The organism is Pseudarthrobacter phenanthrenivorans, assembly GCF_036455295.1.
Classification (GTDB): Bacteria; Actinomycetota; Actinomycetes; order Actinomycetales; family Micrococcaceae; genus Arthrobacter; species Arthrobacter phenanthrenivorans_C.
Genome location: NZ_JAYXNX010000005.1, coordinates 164152 through 179851 on the forward strand (window position 1 = coordinate 164152; position 15700 = coordinate 179851).

The window sequence follows — 15700 nt, forward strand, 5'->3', positions numbered from 1 at the left end:
GCCGCAGGACTGATGCGGGTCATGCCCCCAGGCTGCTGAACGAGGCAGTTTCCAGGGTGGCATGGCCCGCATACGTTTCCAGGAGGGCCTGCTCAACGGCCGCGACGTCCACTCCGGGCACCAGGTCATCCGCGGCGCCCGCGGTGGCGGGGTCCCATTCCAGGCCCAGGGCCGCATAGGTGTCTGTGAGGACTTTGCGGATGGGTGCGGAATTTTCCACCACAATGACGGAGCTGAAGAGCCAGCCGCCGGACACCACCCGCTGGGCAGTTCCCACCAGTTTCACCCGCCGCGAGCTGTCCGCCGGGTCGGTGCCGTGCACGCTGAATTCGCCCGGGCAGTACTCCCCCGGAATTTCCCCCACCGCTGCCTGCACGCCGACGCGCTGCAGCGCCTGAGCAAAGAGCTCCCCGAAGTAGCCGAACCGCGCTTTGGACCCGGCAACGGCGTCCGCATCCGGTTCGATGTGGTCCACTACAAGGGTGCCCTGGTGATAGGCCGCTGCGCGCCCCCCGGCCCTGCGGACCAGTGGTTCAAAGCCGTTGTCGCGGCAGGCCTGCGTGGCCACATCGAAGCCGGGCAGCCGGGTGTCCCGCTGTCCGAATGCCACGGTGGGAGCCGGACGGTACAGCCGCAGGGTGGGACCGATGCTGCCACTCCTTGCCCTGGCCAACAGCTCGAGTCCGAACTCCAGGTCGCGGCCCGCGCCGAGCGACACGTCCTGGCGGACAACGGTGAGCGTGCGGAGTCCGGTTCCCGTGTGGTGCATCGTGGCGAAACTCCCTTGGGCTCAAGCGCCGGCAGGTTCAGTGCCGGCAGGTTCGACGGTGGCGGCCGGAGAGGCCTCACCTAGGTTACGCCCGACGGCGGCAGCAGCCTTAACGCCGGCGCCCCACCCACAGCGCATGCAGTAAAGGGACTGCCGAAACAGCCATCAGCACATTGCCCAGCACCAGGTCGTCGGCGCGCACGATGGCACCGGCGACCAGCAGGGAACCGAAGACAACCGCGGAAGCGGAGCGTCGTACGGCCCTTTCCACGCGGGCAGTCTGCCGCTCCAGCCGCGGAACGGCCACCTGCAGTGACCCCTCCTCCATGCGGGCGGCAAGGGCGTCCAGCCTTCCGGGCAGGCGCAGGGCAACACCCGCAGCGTCGAGGGCCTGCCGGGCCACGTCCTGCACCACGTTGCCGCGTTCGTCGCGCAGCAATTGCGCCGCATACGGTTCCACCGAATCCCACAGGTTGAACCGCTCGTCCAGGGCACTGCAAACACCGGACGTCAGCGACATGGCCCGGATGATGAGCAGGAAATTCTCGGGAAGCTGGAACGGCAGGGAGCGGACCACGTCACCGAACTCCACGGCAAAGTCGCGGAACTCCCGCGGGTCCACTTCGCGCAGTTGGGCGAAGCCCATGCCGCCAAAACGGGCAAAGAGCTGCGTCATGGCCCGCTCCAGCGCCGCACTGTCAGCTGACGGCATGAGCACGCCCACGTCATTGATGGCTGCCACGAGTCCCTTGCCATCGCGGGCGGCTGCAGCAATCACCAGCTTCCGCAGCCCGCTGCGGGTGGAGGCGGTCACCTCGCCCATCATGCCGAAATCGATGAACGTGAGCTTCCAGGGCGGTCCCCCTGTACCTGCCGCCGCCGGGGTAACGAAGATGTTTCCGGGGTGCGGGTCGGCATGGAAGAAGCCGTTGGTGAAGAGTTGGTCGAACATGATGGCCGCAAATGCGGGGGCAACCTCGGCAGGGTCGATGCCGGCGGCACGCAGTGCGTGGACGTCGGTGATCTTGATGGCCGTGACGTCTTCGAGGGTGAGTACCCGGCGCGTCGTCCGTTCCCAGACCACGGACGGTACCGCCACGCGGCCGTCGCCGGCGAAGTCCGCCGCGAAGCGCTCTGCGTTGACGGCTTCCTGGAGGTAGTCGATTTCCGCAAGGCTGGTTTGGGCAAATTCCTCTACCAGCGCGGGCATGTCGGCGCGGCGGGACACGAGCCGGACGTGGCTGAGCCAGCCCGCCACCTTCCGGAGGGCAGCGAGGTCGACGTCGACGACGGCGCCGATGCCCGGCCGCTGAACCTTGACCACCACCGCTCCAAGTCCCGTGTCGGCGGCGTCCATTGGATTCAGGTGGGCGCGGTGGGCCTGGCCCAGCGAGGCTGCCGCGATGGGCGTCTGGTCCACGGAGTCGAAGACACGCGCGAGTGGAGTTCCAAGTTCCTGCGCCGCCAGTGCGGAGATCGCCGGAAAAGCGACCGGAGGAACCTCGTCCTGCAGCCCTTCAAGTTCCTTGGTGATCTCCGGCGGGAGGACATCGAGCCTCGAGGACAGGAACTGGCCCACTTTGATCATCAGGCCGCCGAGTTCCACCGCGAGGTCATGGAACCTCTGGGCAAACCGCCGCATCCTCCGGGAACGGGTTTGCGCGGCTATCCGGCCCAGTCCAACCCGGGGCAGGAGCAGCTCGAACCACCAGGTGGTGGCGAGGTTCCAGGCTGCGAAGCGCAGGATCCGCCGGTAGCGCCCCCGGTGCTCCCGCACGGGGAGCGGCCGCTCAGTCCCCTCCTGGACGGTCGACGCCACCCGCTTCAGTCCCGGGCAAGGATGCCGTACAGCCGGCGGCGGGCCTCGTCCAGCACCGCCACCGCCTGCCGCACCTGGTCCGGTGAACCGGTGCGGCCAACCTGCGCCGCGGCCTGCGCCAGCTCCATCCCGGCCCGTGGGAGGGACGCAGTGCCGGCCATCGTAGTTTCCGGATCCCAAGGGGCTCCACCATGGTGGGCGGCCACCTCCTCGCGTCCGGCTTCGGTCAGCGAGTAGATCTTGCGGCCGTTGGATTCCTCTGCGCTGATGGTTCCTTCATCGGCGAGCAGCTGCAGAGTGGGGTAGACGGAGCCCGCGCTTGGCTTCCAGCTGCCGCCGCTGCGCTCCTCGATCTCCCGGATGATCTGGTACCCGTGCATGGGCCGTTCGGCAAGGAGGGCAAGCACTGCGGCCCGGACTTCGCCTTTCCCGGCCCGGGTGCCGGACCGCTTCTCGAAGCGCGAACGCAGCTCTTCGACGGCCTGCCACATTCCTTCGAGGTTGCTTCCGCCAAAACCGCCTGCAGGGTGTGAAGCACGCATGATGAACTCCTTCGTCAATCGCGAACGATATACAACGATACTCAGCGATACAGGACGGCACCAGAGCCGGAAAGGTGACCGGGGAACCTGTGCCTCAGGTCCTGCGCAGGGTGAGGATCTGTTCCGCGCGGCCGAACGGACCCTGCCGGTCGTGCAGCACGGTGGAGGTGAGGCCGATCCCGTCGCTCCCGAACGACACTGCGTTGTCCAGTCCCAGCCACTCCCCCTGGGGGCGGCGGTACATGTGGACCTGGAGGTCAAGGTTGGGAAACGCGTAGCTGTCTTTGCCCGGAGGGACCCGCGCCGCGATGCCGTTGGCGGTGTCCACCAGCCCCATCAGGCGGGCAAAGTCGCCGCTGTCCGCGGTGCTCGTCAGCGGGTGTTCGGTGCGAAGCCACACTTTTCCCGCACCCGGCCGGTGCCCTTCGGCCACCCGCATCTCGAGGGACCGGATGTAGCCGCCGGGCCAGACGGCGGATCCGTCATAGGGCTTGCATTCGTCAGGGCCGGGTATGGCGGCGTCCTCGACGGCGGCAACCTCAGTGGTGTCGCTCGTGAGCATGCGCCACCCGGTGGCACGGATCGCCGTCCTCCCGCCGGCCACGAGCTCGGCCTGCACCAGTTCGATGGTGCGGCCGGCCCGCAGCGTGGCGGTGTCGACCCGGAAGTCGCCGCCGGGGATCAGGCCAAGGATTTCGTAGCTGATGCGGGCCATCCGCATGTCATCCCTGGGCTGGTGCCGTTCCAGGAGGTCCGCCAGCAGGCCTGACGCCGGTGCCATGTGCTGCTCGTGGACATTCCAGGCGCCCTGCGCGTGGATGGTGGACCGGAACCGGCCGCCGCCCAGGTCCTGGTAGTAGAAGTTGCCCTCGGCGAGTTCAGGCAGGTCTGCGGTCAAGGCGGGCCCCTTACGGAAGTTCAGTGAATTGCCACTAACTCTATCCTTCGCAGTGGACGGCGCGCTGGGTCGGCACACGAAATGTTGGAGGGCGCGGGTGGCAATCGGACTAGAGTAAGGAACTGGTCCTGTCAGCAACCCTCAAAAGAGGTGTTTCATGCGCGTCATCAGCTATAACCTCCGCAAGCACAGCGCCAGCGGCGAGCTTCTCGCACTGGCCCGGAATCATGACATCGATGCGCTCTGCCTCCAGGAGGTGGATGCCAGTGACCTTCCGGAAACCCTGGGCCCCCTCCACCTGGCGGATGCCACCAAGGGCAACCGGCTGGGGCTGGCCATCTACTACCGGACCAGCCGCTTCACGGCATTGGACACGCAGTCCTTCGCGTTAAAGAAATCCATGCATGACAGGGTGCTGGCGCCGGCCCACGAGCGGCTCATAGGTACAAGGGTGATGGACAACGAAACCCAGCACGAGTTGGTCATCGGCTCCTTCCATGCCGCACCACTGACCGCCTCCAACTCACTGCGGCGCAAGCAGATCCATGCGGCCCACGCCGAATTGCTGAGCATGGGCCGGGGCCTGATGACCCTGATGGTGGGCGACTTCAACTACCCGTTCTTCACCAAGAACCTTGACATGCACATGAAGAACTCCGGCTACGCCCTCTCCCTGAGCAACCGCCGCACCTACACGCGGTACAAGGTCTTCAAAGGCCACTTCGACTTCGCCACCTCGCTGGGCCTCGACATCGCGAGCGTGGAAACGCTGCCGCGCGGCAACTCAGACCATCTGCCCATCCTGGTGACCGCCGAGTACGGCCAGGGCTACTAGCGGACGGAACCGCAGGACCCCTCCGGCGGGTCCAGGCCAGCCTTACCAGAGGTCTTCCATGCCGGACCCAGCCAGGCCGCCCAGCCGCGCCAGCAGGTCCGGCCAGGCTGCCGCGAAACCGGGGTGCAGGTCCAGGGCGTCCACCTCGGCAACCGGAATCCACAGCAGCGCGATGCTCTCGGGATCGCTGATGACCGGCTCGAAGGATTCGCGCACGCGCACCACAACCGTGGTGTAGGACCAGTAGCCATGGTCAAGCACGGAGGTGAAGAGCACGTCCACGCTTTCTGACGGGACGGCGGCCTCCTCGTGGGCTTCCCGGAGGGCTCCGTCCACCGCTTCTTCGCCCTCGTGCAGCGCGCCGCCGGGCAGGCCCCAGGTTCCACCGTTGTGGCTCCAGACGGCGCGGTGCTGCAGGAGGACGCCCTTGTCAGGGTCCCAGGCCAGGACACCGGCCGCCCCGAACCTGCCCCAGTACCGGCCGCGGTCCCCTTCCACCCAGGCGTCGCCCGGGTCCCGGGGACCGGTGCGCGGCGGTGGGGTGGAGGACGTGCCGGAATACGGAAAGTGATCCATCGCTCCAGTCTGACAGGTGCGGCGGCGGTGCGTCACCGCATCGCGTCAGGCGTCGTGGCCGCGGTCGACGGCGAAATCGCCGCCGGGATACATGACCGTCTCGTGCCCGTCGTCGAAGCGGACAAGATAGGGTGGGCCGCCGCCCTCTCCACGGACTTCGAGAATCACCCCGTGCCGGTCCGAGGAACCCACCGTCCTTCCATGTACCACGATGCGGTCTCCTTGGGCTGCCTCCATGGCAATCACCTCCCATCGCCCAGATTACGACTGGCGGCCACACCCGAACAGGGCTTCATGGCAGGATTCCGGTATGCCGTTGAACCTGGTCCTCATCGCCGATACCCATCTGCCCAAACGCGCCAGGAAACTGCCCGAACAGGTGTGGCGCGCCGTGGAAGACGCCGACGTCGTGTTCCACGCCGGGGACTGGGTGGAAGCGGCACTTCTGGATGAGTTCGAACACCGGAGCAGGCGGCTGCTGGCCGTGTACGGCAACAATGACGGCCCCGACCTGCGCCGGCGGCTGCCCGAAGCGGCCAGCACCACCCTGGACGGCGTCCGCTTTGCCATGGTCCATGAAACCGGGCAGGCCAAGGGCCGTGAACTGCGCTGTGAAGCGCTGTATCCGGATGCCGATGTCCTGGTCTTTGGGCACAGCCACATCCCGTGGGACACCGTGTCGCCTGGCGGCCTTCGGCTGCTGAATCCCGGCTCGCCAACGGACCGCCGCCGGCAGCCCGCCTGCACGTTCATGGAGGCAGTAGTCGACGGCGGCCGCCTGGCCGACGTCAGGCTGGTGGAGGTCCGGCGCGACTGACCCGCCGGGGGCGCACCGCTTGGCAGGACGGTATCGATTGCCTAGGCTAAGAAACGTAAGCATGCTTAGCTTTTCGGCTGTGGCGGTTGTCTAACCGCAGGATGCTTCAGTTCCGGGGCAATGAAGAAGCCCGAGTCCGCACCAACAGGAGGACCACCATGACTGACCAGTACACCTTCCGCAATCCCGTAACTGCGTACGAAAAGATCTCCCCACCTAAGCAGCACCAGCCGGAGCCCGGCCTTGACGCGGAACTGGCGCCAAAAGCCGATCTGGGTGAAGAAACCTACCGCGGCACGGGCCGCCTGGAAGGCCGGCGTGCCATCGTCACCGGTGCGGACTCCGGAATCGGCGCCGCAACAGCCATCGCCTTCGCCAGGGAAGGCGCCGACGTCGTGCTTTCCTACCTGCCGCAGGAAGAGGAGGATGCCTCCCGCATTGCCGGGATCATCGAAGCGGCGGGCCGCAAGGCGGTCAAGGTTCCGGGCGACCTCAAGGATTCTGCGGTGTGCCGGGACCTGGTGGACACCGCAGTGTCCGTCCTGGGCGGGGTGGACATCCTGGTCAACAATGCCGGGAAGCAGGTGGCGCAGGAGGATCTGCAGGACATTACCGACGAGCAGTTCGACCACACGCTCAAAACCAACGTCTATGCCATGTTCTGGCTGACCAAGGCCGCCGTACCGCACATGCCGGCGGGCTCGACCATCATTAACACCACGTCCATCCAGGCGTACAACCCGTCGCCCACGCTGGTGGATTACGCCACCACCAAGGCCAGCATCAACAACTTCACCAAGGGCCTGGCCCAGCAGCTGGCGCCCAAGGGAATCCGGGTGAACGCAGTGGCCCCGGGACCGATCTGGACGCCGCTGCAGGTGAGCAGCGGCCAGCCAAAGGAGGAACTGCCGGAGTTCGGCCAGTCCACTCCCCTGGGCCGCGCAGGCCAGCCGGCCGAACTGGCACCCGCGTACGTCTTCCTGGCCTCCCCGGAGTCAAGCTACGTGGTGGGTGAAACGCTGAACGTCAACGGCGGCAGCCCCACGCCCTAGCAACACCCACGGGCCGGGCTGACCCCGCCGACTGGCGTCAGCCGGCTTCCTGGCCGGCCAGGAGCTCATCGGTGGCCGGGTCCGGCTCGCCGTTGAAGAACTGGGCCAGGACGGTCTTGAACACTGTTTCTCCGGGCGCGGCCCGGAGGAACAGGGTCATGGACGACCGCAGCTTTTTGGCGTCGATGCCGCCGAAAATGTCCTCCGCGGACTGGTCAGCATGGTTGGCCAGGACCAGCGCGCATTCCAGGAGTCGCGGCCCCAGGACTTCATGGTCCAGGTAGGCGCGGGCCTCGGCCAGCGAGGAGATGGCGTATTTGCGGGAGGTGGCACTCTGCCCCAGCCCGGCGATCTGCGGGAAGATGAACCACATCCAGTGCCCGGACTTCCGGCCGACCTGAAGCTCCCCCAGCGCCTGCTCATAGGTTCCGCCGGTGTTTTGGGCGGCGACAAAACGTTCAAGGTCAAAGGGCTCATTCATGGGGGTCTCCTGGGTTCATTGTCAGAGCGTCAAATCTTTTTCAAGGGCAGCGGCCGCCGCCTGCAGCTGGGGGTCGGGATCGTTGCGCCAGCGGGCCAGGACAACGCCGGCCCGTTGGCGGTCCCGCTCTCCGAGCCCGGCCAGCAGCGGAGCCAGGACATCGGTGAGGAGCGGCTCCGTCAGATCCGCGGCCTGGGCGGATCGAAGGAAACCTTCGAGACGGGTCAGGTCCGAATGGCGCAGCAGCCGGACCCTCGACTGCAGCAGCACCACGGCGGCCAGGCGCCGCTCGAATACGGGACGGGAGCCGGGTCCTGGCTGGCCCCACAGGACGGAGGCCAGCATCACCGTTCCATCGTGGTCAAGGTCCTTGAACTTGCGCAGCGCGTCCCGGACCGTGCCGCGGACGGCCCCCACGGAAGATCCGTAGGAGGCCAGCACCCCGCCCAGCCGGGCCCCGACATCGTCCGCCCGGTACCAGGCGCCCTCGTTCTGAAGGGTCCGGTCAACAAACTCCGCCGCCGCGGAGACGACGTCCGCAGCGGTCATCGCCCGCGTCCCGAGGAGGCATGCCGGATGCAAAACGGAGTCCACGGCCGGGCCTCCAGCCTGCCTTCCGCGATGGGCTCCCCGCACTCGGCGCAGATTCCGTAGGTGCCCCCGGCCAACCGGGCCAGGGCCGCCTCAATCTGGTCAAGGCCTGCTGAGCTTTGCTTCAGGAGCGCCGCGGCCTGCGACAGCTCGAAGGCTATCGTGGCGCCTTCCGGATCGTGTTCGTCGTCCACATTGGAGTCCTGGCGGGCGGAATTGGCAGCCTCGATATCGGCCCGCAGCGCCGGCAGCAGCGCCATCCGCCGCTCCCGCTCCTCCTCGAGCAGCGCGCGGAACCGGTCGAAATCTGGCATGGGGACAGCCTAGCGCGTTCGCCACTGGCGGCCGGTGACACCGGATATCCATTCGATTGCGCAATCCGAGAGGAGGACCTCGTATGTTATTCAAATGTGACAATCCGCCCGAGCGCGGGTTATGGTCTTTTGGTGTCCCTCCCAGACGGGACATTCCCATCAGTATGCCGAGCCCTGCCGCTGATCATGGGATACAGCCGCTCCAGCTGGCAGGGACGGGGGAACCAAGTTTCCGCGGCCACTTGTGGCCTTGGGGTTAAGTCGAATAGCGCCTCCGTCCGTTACGGGGCTGCTTCCGGCCGGGTATCTCCAGCCCGAACCCGACAGCTCACCCCGCAGGCATGGGAGAGGCGATCAACCGTGTCAAAAAATTCCACTACTGCCCGTCACCGCGCGACTCCGGCCCGCTCCATTGTTCTCGAGGGGCTCGCCGTGACAGCCAAGTCCCAGGCCCGCTCGCTGGGCCGCCCCGCGCTCGCCGTTGCTGCAGCATCCGGCATTGCGTTCGGAGTCGGCGCCCCGGCCCACGCGGGTGTGACCGGTCCGGACACCACTGAGAAGACCAATGTCCAGGCGTACTCCGCACCTGCTGCCCCCGCCGCGGCCACGGGCACCATCCACACTGTTGTATCCGGAGACACCCTTGGTGCCATTGCGGCGGCCTATGGCGTCGGCCTGAACGACATCCTGTCCGCCAACGGGCTGGGACTGTCCTCGATCATCTACCCGGGCGACCAGATCCGGATTCCCGGCGCCGGCTACACCGCCGCACCTGCTCCCGCCCCCGCGGCAGCTCCCGTCCAGGTTGCGGCAGCCACGGCCCCCGCCAACACCGGAATGAACATGTCCTACGCGTCCGCCACCACCGGAACTGGAACCGGCGCTGCCATCCTGGCGTCCGCCTACAGCCAGATCGGCGTGAACCAGGACTGCACCGCCATGGTGGAAAAGGCACTGCGTTCGGTCGGTAAGAGCGTTGGCGACCTCGCCCCGACGCAGTTCTTCCAGTACGGCACCGTAGTGGGCAGCCCGGCGCCGGGCGACCTGATCATCACTTCCGGCCACGTCGGCGTCTACGCCGGTGACGGCCAGGTGGTCAGCGGCGGCGTCAACGGCTACACCACGCAGGTCCACCCCATCAGCTGGCTCAGCGGCTACTCCGTGGTCCGCGTAGCTTAGCCTGCGGGCAGCCGGCCGCCTCCGGGGAGGCCGGCCGGGAGCAGGAGGACGGCGTCCGGGTATCCCGGCCGCCGCCCTCCTGTCGTTGACCACCGTTCCGCCCCCTGCACTCAGGCCCCAACGCAGGTTTACCGGGGCACCTCAGGTCCCGCAGAAGGTCAGGTATTTGCCAAAGTCTTCCGGCGCACCTTCCAAGTAGCGCTCCAGCCCGGGCCGTTCGGTGAAGGGGTCGCTGACGGCGTCCAGCAGCTGCTGCAGGGGCGCCAGGTCCCCGGCCGTCGCGGCGGACAAAGCCTCCTCCACGAGATGGTTCCTGGGGATGTAGGCGGGGTTTACGCCGTCCATCAACCCGGCGTCGGGCCTGAGATCCTGCCACCGCTGCGCCCAGGCATCAAACGCTTCCAGGTCAAGCACCATGCCGCGGACCGGACGGAGGTCACCCCTTGCCGCCTTGCCAAGGTTCCGGAAGAAGAGGGTGTAGTCCACCGGACCGTCCTTGAGGATGGCGATTGCGTCATCAATGAGGCCCGAGACGGCATCCGGGTGGTCCTGACGGGCGTGCTCCAGGCCCAGCTTCTTCTCCATGCCGCTGGACCATGCCTTGCTGTAGTGTCCGCGGAAACCGCCCAGCACCTCCACTGCCGGGGCCACGGCCTTTTCCTGGTCCTCATCGATGAGCGGCAGCATTGCCTCGGCAAGCCGGGCAAGGTTCCATTCGGCAAGCACCGGCTGGTTGGCGTAGGCGTAGCGGCCGCTGACATCGATGGAACTGTAGACGGCTGCCGGATTGAAGGCGTCCATGAACGCGCAGGGGCCGTAGTCGATGGTCTCCCCCGAGATGGTCATGTTGTCCGTGTTCATGACGCCGTGGACGAATCCCACCAGCATCCACCGTGCCACCAGCTCAGCCTGCGCTGAGACCACGGACCCGAACAGCGCAAGATGGGGGTTTTCCGCGTGGGCGGCGCCCGGGTAGTGCCGGCTGATGGCGTGGTCGGCCAGCCTCTTCAGGAGGTCCATGTCTTCCGTGGCCCTGGCGTACTGGAAGCTGCCCACACGCAGATGGCTGGCGGCGACCCGGGCCAGCACGGCGCCGGGGAGCATGCCCTCGCGCCGGACCTGGCGCCCGGTGGCCACGACGGCGAGCGAGCGGGTGGTGGGAATGTGGAGCGCGTGCATGGCCTCACTGACCAGGTATTCACGCAGCATGGGTCCGACGACGGCCCGGCCGTCCCCGCCGCGGGCGAAAGGTGTGCGGCCCGAACCTTTGAGATGGATGTCGAGGAGGTGCCCGCTGCTGTCAGTGACCTCACCCAGGAGGAGTGCGCGTCCATCACCGAGCAGGGGCGAGTAGCCGCCGAATTGGTGCCCGGCGTAGGCCTGCGCGACGGGGGTGGCACCGGCCGGCACGTGGTTGCCCACCAGGAGCCGCACGCCCTCGGGACTGCGCAGGTATTCCGGGTCCAGGCCCAGGTCGTGGGCGAGTGTCTCATTCAGGACCAGGAGCTCGGGGCCGGGCGCTTCCTCGGCCTGCCAGGGAACGGCCAGCTCCGCCAGTTCCCGGGCGAAGCGGCCGTCAAATGCCACGGTGGATTCAGCTGCTGCCGTCATGGTTTAACCCTATCGCCGTCGTAGGTCGCGCAGACTCCCGCACTGGTTGCCGCCGCCGGGGAACGGGAATGCGGTCCAGGTCATTGGCGGCGATGACCGTGGTGCCGGGGGCGCGGTCCCTTGCCTGCTGTGCAAGAAAAGTCGCGTCATCGCCGTAGCGTGACGAGAAGTGCGTGAGCACCAGGGTCCGGGACTTCCCGGACGCGGCGAGCTCCCCTGCCTGCCCGGCCGTAAGGTGAAGGTATTGTTGCGCCAGCCCGCCGTCGTCGTCGCTGAACGTTGACTCAGTGACCAGCAGGTCGGTGCCGTCCGCCAGTTCCTCTGCGCCGGGGCAGGGCGCAGTGTCCATGATGAAGGCAAAGCGCTGGCCGGGCCTGGGGATGCTCACGTCCGCCACACTGACCGGGCCAAGGGTGCCCTGGCGCTGCAGCCGTCCAACGTCCGGCCCGTGGATTCCTGCTGCCTTGAGCCGGTCGGGCAGGAAGGTGCGGCCGTCCGGCTCGGTGAGCAGGTAGCCATATGTCTCGATGCGGTGTTTCAGGGGCCTGACCTCCAGACCCTCGGCGACAGGGCCGCTCCCGGCATGCGGGTGCAGCCGGAGGTCGACGCCGGGCGAACTGACAGCGATGAGGGCCCGGACCACCTGTTCTCCGGTGGCCGGATAGTGGAGGTGGACGGGGTGCTCCACGCCATCCAACGCCATCCGCGAGAGGACACCGGGCAGGCCGAAACAATGGTCCCCATGCACGTGGGTAAGGCAGATCCGGGTGATATCGGCGGCGGCCACCCCTGCGTGGATCATCTGGCGCTGGGTTCCCTCACCGGGATCAAACAGCAGCCCTTGGCCGTCCCAGCCCAGGAAGTAGCCGTTATGGTTCCGGGTCCGGGTGGGAACCTGGGACGCCGTGCCCAGCACCACGAGTTCACGCACCGGCGGCGCCTGCCGTTCCGGCGGTCAGCCCTTTGACGTAGGCGGCCTGGCCGAGATGCTGGAGGCAGTCCCCCAAAATGCTGACCAGCCGAACACCCAGGGTGACCGGTGGGTCCCAATGCGTGTCAACGACCCGGTCGAGGTCCAGATCATCCGTCCCCTCCAGGACCCCAATGGTCTGCCGGTGGACTGCCTGGTAATACTCCAGCAGTAGTTCCGCGGGTACCCGGACAGCGTCCACCTGGCGGCTCGAGTGCCCGTATCCCGTGTCATTGTCCGCCAGGGGAAGGGCGAAGCGGGACAAGAAGCCTCGCGCTGTCCATACCTGTTCCATCCCTGCAGCGGAGGCAACCTGGGCATCTTCCACCCGGGCCGTATGCCATATCAGCCACGCGATGGAGTTGCCGTTGCCGGCAGGACGGCGCTGCAGGTCCGCCTCGTTGAGCCCCTCCAGCGTGTGCCGGACAAGCCCAGGAAGCCGGCCGAAGGCCTCCAGCAGCAGTTCCTTGGAGTGCATGTGCGTCCTCCCGCGGCCTCTGCGGCCGCCTCGTGCCCGCGTCCCTGGCGGGCCGCTAGTGTTCCAGGTCGTCAGGCTCGAACTCGCTGAGCGGTGAGCCGCCGAAGTTTTCCTCGTCGTCGCTGGCGTCCGCTTCCAGGCCTGCAGGCGCTTCACCAAAGTCGACGTCGGCCGCTGCTTCCCCCAGCGTGGGGGCGTCCGGCGGCACCTGTTCATCGCCTGAGCGGTAACGGGCCCGGGCTGTTTCGTCCCGAAGCGTCTGGTCGCTCAAGAAATCCTCCTCTTCACCCGAGATTCCCTCGTCCTGCAGCAGCGGGTCCTCCTGCCAGCGGTCGGGGTTGTTCTCGGCAGCGCCGGGGTAGCTGTCAGGTTCACCGGATACGGGGTCAAGTTCGAATGAGGACGCGGCACCGGGAGTTTCGTCGAGAAGCACGTCGTTTTCCTGCACAACTTCGAGCTCATCGTCGGGAACGTTCTGTTCAGTCATCATGCTGCCCTTCTCCTTGACCGTAAGGCTGACAATAGTAAGCATACTGAGCAACGGGGATGGATGGGAATCACTGGGGTAAGAAAGGAAAGAAGCTGATTCAAAGCTCACAGACAAATAGGGAGAACACGATGGAACAACATGCAGCACCGGATGGCCCCCCGGCGGGGCCGTTACGGCCCGAGTCTTTCGCCCGCCGAATGTCCGGTCTCTGGCTGGACGGCCTGGGCCGGGCGAGCATCCGGGCCGTCCAGACGCTCACCGTGCTGGCGCTTGCCTGGGTTGTGGTGGTGGCAGTCACGCGGGTTCCGCTGGTCACCATCCCTGTCCTGATCGCCCTGATCCTGGCCTCGGCAATGGCTCCCGTGGTCCGGTGGCTGTCGATGCATGGGTGGCCGCGAGCGCTCGCCGTGCTGTCGTCATTCCTGGTGATCGTGGCAGTTGCCTCAGGCGTGGTAGGCGGCATCATCACCCTCGTCAGGAAGCAGGCTTCGGTCCTCGCCGCCAGGGCCGAAGCAGGGATCGGCCAGTTGCAGCAATTCATCACCACCGGACCGGTTTCCCTGACGAGTGCCCAGATAGACGCCGCCCGCAGCGAGTTCCAGAAGTTCCTCGCCGGCGGAACTTTGGGTGCGGATGCCCTGACCGGATTGCGGACTGCCGGTGAAATCATTGCCGGTTCGATCCTGACGGCGGTGATCCTTTTCTTCTTCCTCAAGGACGGCGAAAAGATCCGGTCATTCCTGTTTGGTTTCCTGCCCGGGAGCCGCCAGGGCAAGGCACATCTGGCCGCCGAACGCAGCATCGTGGTGCTGGGCGGCTACGTCCGCGGGACCCTCATCATTGCCGCCATTGACGCTGTGATCATCCTGGTGGGCCTCCTGATCCTGCAGGTCCCGCTGGCGGTCCCCCTGGCCGCAGTGGTCTTCCTGGGCGGATTCATACCCATCATTGGCGCCACCTCCGCCGGAAGCCTTGCCGTGCTGGTGGCGCTGGTGGAGAACGGACCTGTTCCTGCGCTCATCGTCCTGGTGCTCCTGGTGGCAGCCAACCAGTTCGAGCACCACATCCTCCAACCGCTCTTCATGGGCAGGGTCCTGCGGATCCATGGACTGGTCATCATCCTTGCCCTGGCAGCCGGGGCTACGCTGGCCGGCGTCATCGGGGCGCTGCTGGCGGTCCCCCTGGCCGCCGTCGGGTGGACCATCTTCAAGACCATCGCCGAAAAGGACACGCCGGGCCCGGAGCCCATCGCACCGGCAGTGCCCGGGGAACAGGCCCCCTGAACAGCGCTTCTGTGACTTTTGGCCCTACAGTGCCCGTGTTCCCCGGGCCAGTCTTGAAAGGCAGGAAGCCAGTTCCCCAAACGAGCAGGAAGTGCGGCCATGACATCCCGGAAACCCATCGCTGTTGGCACCGACGACTCAGCACAGAGCCAGGCCGCCGTCCTCTGGGCAGCCCGCCGCGCACACCGCGCGGGGCTTCCGCTGGTGATCCTCCACGTGGTGGACGACCGGTGGGTGGCTGAACCGTACCCCTGGTTCGGAACCCTCCAGCAGGCCGGCGAAGAACTCCTCAAGACCGCCGCCGGCCGCCTCGAAGGGACCGTGCCCATCACGCCTGACACGGAACTGCTGACCGGCAGCGTGGGAGGGTCGCTGGCCAAATACTCCAAGAAGGCCTCGATGATGGTCATTGGCTCCGGCAGCGGCCACTTCGGCGGTGCCCTTGCCGACCGCGCGCTCCAGGTGGCCACGGCCGCCAAGGTACCCGTCGCCGTCGTTGGCACCCAGGACCTCGAAGGCCGGACCGGGGTTGTGGTGGGCGTTGACGGGTCCGCCGAGGCTACTCAGGCCGTCGCCTTCGCGGCCGCCGAAGCGGACCGGGAAGGCGATGAACTCACCGTTGTCTACGCCGTGAATGCCCCGAACCCCATCGTCGACGCCGGGCTCACACCTGGCGCCCTCGCGGAGGCCATCGTGGACGAGGAGCGCGTGGTCCTCTCCGAGACTGTCGCCGGGCTCAAGGAAGACTACCCGGACCTGACCGTGCACCAGCGGCTTGAAACTGAACGGGGCGCGGTGGACGCGCTCGTCCAGGCTGCCGCCGGAGCGCGGCTGCTGGTGGTGGGCAGCCGCGGCAGGGGGGCCTTCAAGCGCCTGCTCCTCGGTTCCACTGCCCACGGGGTCCTGAGGCACCTTCCCTGCCCCACGGTCATCACGCGGACTGACGAAATACTCAGCACCATCTAGGCCGGTCCGCCTGCCGTTCTTGTTGCCAC

General features: G+C 67.0%; 19 protein-coding genes and 1 riboswitch. Of the genes, 6 read left to right on the plus strand and 13 right to left on the minus strand.

Annotation, left to right across the window (positions count from 1 at the left end; genetic code table 11):
• Nucleotides 1-19: 19 nt before the first annotated feature.
• The 4 genes from VXJ37_RS08580 to VXJ37_RS08595 all read right to left on the minus strand — a co-directional run bounded on the left by VXJ37_RS08580 (nt 20) and on the right by VXJ37_RS08595 (nt 4028).
• Nucleotides 20-769, minus strand: a complete 750-nt coding sequence (locus VXJ37_RS08580) for a lipoate--protein ligase family protein (protein WP_331322617.1) — start codon at nt 767-769, stop codon at nt 20-22.
• Between the two features lie 109 nt (nt 770-878).
• Entirely contained in the window at nt 879-2588 is a 1710-nt protein-coding gene (locus VXJ37_RS08585) for an ABC1 kinase family protein (protein WP_331322618.1), read from the minus strand.
• 5 nt (nt 2589-2593) lie between these two features.
• A complete protein-coding gene (locus tag VXJ37_RS08590; RefSeq protein WP_331322619.1) occupies nt 2594-3130 on the minus strand; it encodes a PadR family transcriptional regulator in 537 nt (178 codons plus the stop codon).
• A 94-nt stretch (nt 3131-3224) separates the two neighbouring features.
• Nucleotides 3225-4028: a thioesterase family protein gene (locus VXJ37_RS08595; protein ID WP_331322620.1), complete on the minus strand. Its 804-nt coding sequence runs from the start codon at nt 4026-4028 to the stop codon at nt 3225-3227.
• 157 nt (nt 4029-4185) lie between these two features.
• Here VXJ37_RS08595 and VXJ37_RS08600 point away from each other — a divergent pair, with 157 nt between their 5' ends.
• A complete protein-coding gene (locus tag VXJ37_RS08600; RefSeq protein WP_331322621.1) occupies nt 4186-4863 on the plus strand; it encodes an endonuclease/exonuclease/phosphatase family protein in 678 nt (225 codons plus the stop codon).
• Nucleotides 4864-4905: 42 nt separating this feature from the next.
• On the opposite strand, the gene VXJ37_RS08605 is transcribed toward VXJ37_RS08600, so the two are convergent.
• Together VXJ37_RS08605 and VXJ37_RS08610 are read right to left on the minus strand one after the other, a co-directional pair.
• Entirely contained in the window at nt 4906-5439 is a 534-nt protein-coding gene (locus VXJ37_RS08605; protein ID WP_331322622.1) for an NUDIX hydrolase, read from the minus strand.
• 45 nt (nt 5440-5484) lie between these two features.
• Nucleotides 5485-5676, minus strand: coding sequence for a DUF1918 domain-containing protein (locus VXJ37_RS08610; protein ID WP_331322623.1), 192 nt, complete (start codon nt 5674-5676; stop codon nt 5485-5487).
• Nucleotides 5677-5749: 73 nt separating this feature from the next.
• On the opposite strand from VXJ37_RS08610, the gene VXJ37_RS08615 reads away from it, so the two are divergent.
• Complete coding sequence (locus VXJ37_RS08615) at nt 5750-6256, plus strand: metallophosphoesterase family protein (RefSeq protein ID WP_331322624.1); 507 nt, start codon at nt 5750-5752, stop codon at nt 6254-6256.
• Between the two features lie 158 nt (nt 6257-6414).
• A complete protein-coding gene (locus VXJ37_RS08620; protein ID WP_331322625.1) occupies nt 6415-7308 on the plus strand; it encodes a glucose 1-dehydrogenase in 894 nt (297 codons plus the stop codon).
• A gap of 37 nt (nt 7309-7345) precedes the next feature.
• Here VXJ37_RS08620 and VXJ37_RS08625 read toward each other — a convergent pair whose 3' ends face one another.
• The 3 genes from VXJ37_RS08625 to VXJ37_RS08635 are packed head-to-tail and all read right to left on the minus strand — an operon-like array spanning nt 7346 to nt 8694.
• Nucleotides 7346-7789, minus strand: a complete 444-nt coding sequence (locus VXJ37_RS08625; protein WP_331322626.1) for a DUF1810 domain-containing protein — start codon at nt 7787-7789, stop codon at nt 7346-7348.
• 21 nt (nt 7790-7810) lie between these two features.
• The gene (locus VXJ37_RS08630) at nt 7811-8338 is read right to left on the minus strand and encodes a DNA alkylation repair protein (RefSeq protein WP_331322627.1); all 528 of its coding nucleotides are present in this window, start codon (nt 8336-8338) and stop codon (nt 7811-7813) included.
• The gene (locus tag VXJ37_RS08635) at nt 8335-8694 is read right to left on the minus strand and encodes a TraR/DksA family transcriptional regulator (RefSeq protein WP_331322628.1); all 360 of its coding nucleotides are present in this window, start codon (nt 8692-8694) and stop codon (nt 8335-8337) included. The genes VXJ37_RS08630 and VXJ37_RS08635 overlap by 4 nt, the downstream gene beginning before the upstream one ends.
• A 185-nt stretch (nt 8695-8879) precedes the next feature.
• Nucleotides 8880-9051: riboswitch (cyclic di-AMP (ydaO/yuaA leader) on the plus strand.
• Nucleotides 9052-9054: 3 nt separating this feature from the next.
• On the opposite strand from VXJ37_RS08635, the gene VXJ37_RS08640 reads away from it, so the two are divergent.
• Nucleotides 9055-9873 carry a C40 family peptidase gene (locus VXJ37_RS08640; protein ID WP_331322629.1) on the plus strand — a complete coding sequence of 273 codons (819 nt, stop codon included), beginning with the start codon at nt 9055-9057 and terminating at the stop codon, nt 9871-9873.
• Between the two features lie 141 nt (nt 9874-10014).
• On the opposite strand, the gene VXJ37_RS08645 is transcribed toward VXJ37_RS08640, so the two are convergent.
• Genes VXJ37_RS08645 through VXJ37_RS08660 form a run of 4 tightly spaced genes read right to left on the minus strand, consistent with a single transcriptional unit; the run spans nt 10015 to nt 13422 of the window.
• Entirely contained in the window at nt 10015-11484 is a 1470-nt protein-coding gene (locus VXJ37_RS08645; protein WP_331322630.1) for a protein adenylyltransferase SelO, read from the minus strand.
• On the minus strand, nt 11468-12415 hold the full coding sequence (locus VXJ37_RS08650) for a ribonuclease Z (protein WP_331322631.1): 948 nt from the start codon (nt 12413-12415) through the stop codon (nt 11468-11470). The genes VXJ37_RS08645 and VXJ37_RS08650 overlap by 17 nt, the downstream gene beginning before the upstream one ends.
• Complete coding sequence (locus VXJ37_RS08655) at nt 12408-12932, minus strand: mycothiol transferase (RefSeq protein WP_331322632.1); 525 nt, start codon at nt 12930-12932, stop codon at nt 12408-12410. Before VXJ37_RS08655 ends, VXJ37_RS08650 begins: the two co-directional genes overlap by 8 nt.
• 55 nt (nt 12933-12987) lie before the next feature.
• A complete protein-coding gene (locus VXJ37_RS08660) occupies nt 12988-13422 on the minus strand; it encodes a hypothetical protein (protein WP_331322633.1) in 435 nt (144 codons plus the stop codon).
• A gap of 197 nt (nt 13423-13619) precedes the next feature.
• Here VXJ37_RS08660 and VXJ37_RS08665 point away from each other — a divergent pair, with 197 nt between their 5' ends.
• Nucleotides 13620-14705: an AI-2E family transporter gene (locus tag VXJ37_RS08665; protein ID WP_331322634.1), complete on the plus strand. Its 1086-nt coding sequence runs from the start codon at nt 13620-13622 to the stop codon at nt 14703-14705.
• A 99-nt stretch (nt 14706-14804) separates the two neighbouring features.
• On the plus strand, nt 14805-15671 hold the full coding sequence (locus tag VXJ37_RS08670) for a universal stress protein (protein ID WP_331322635.1): 867 nt from the start codon (nt 14805-14807) through the stop codon (nt 15669-15671).
• The last annotated feature ends 29 nt before the right edge of the window (nt 15672-15700 follow it).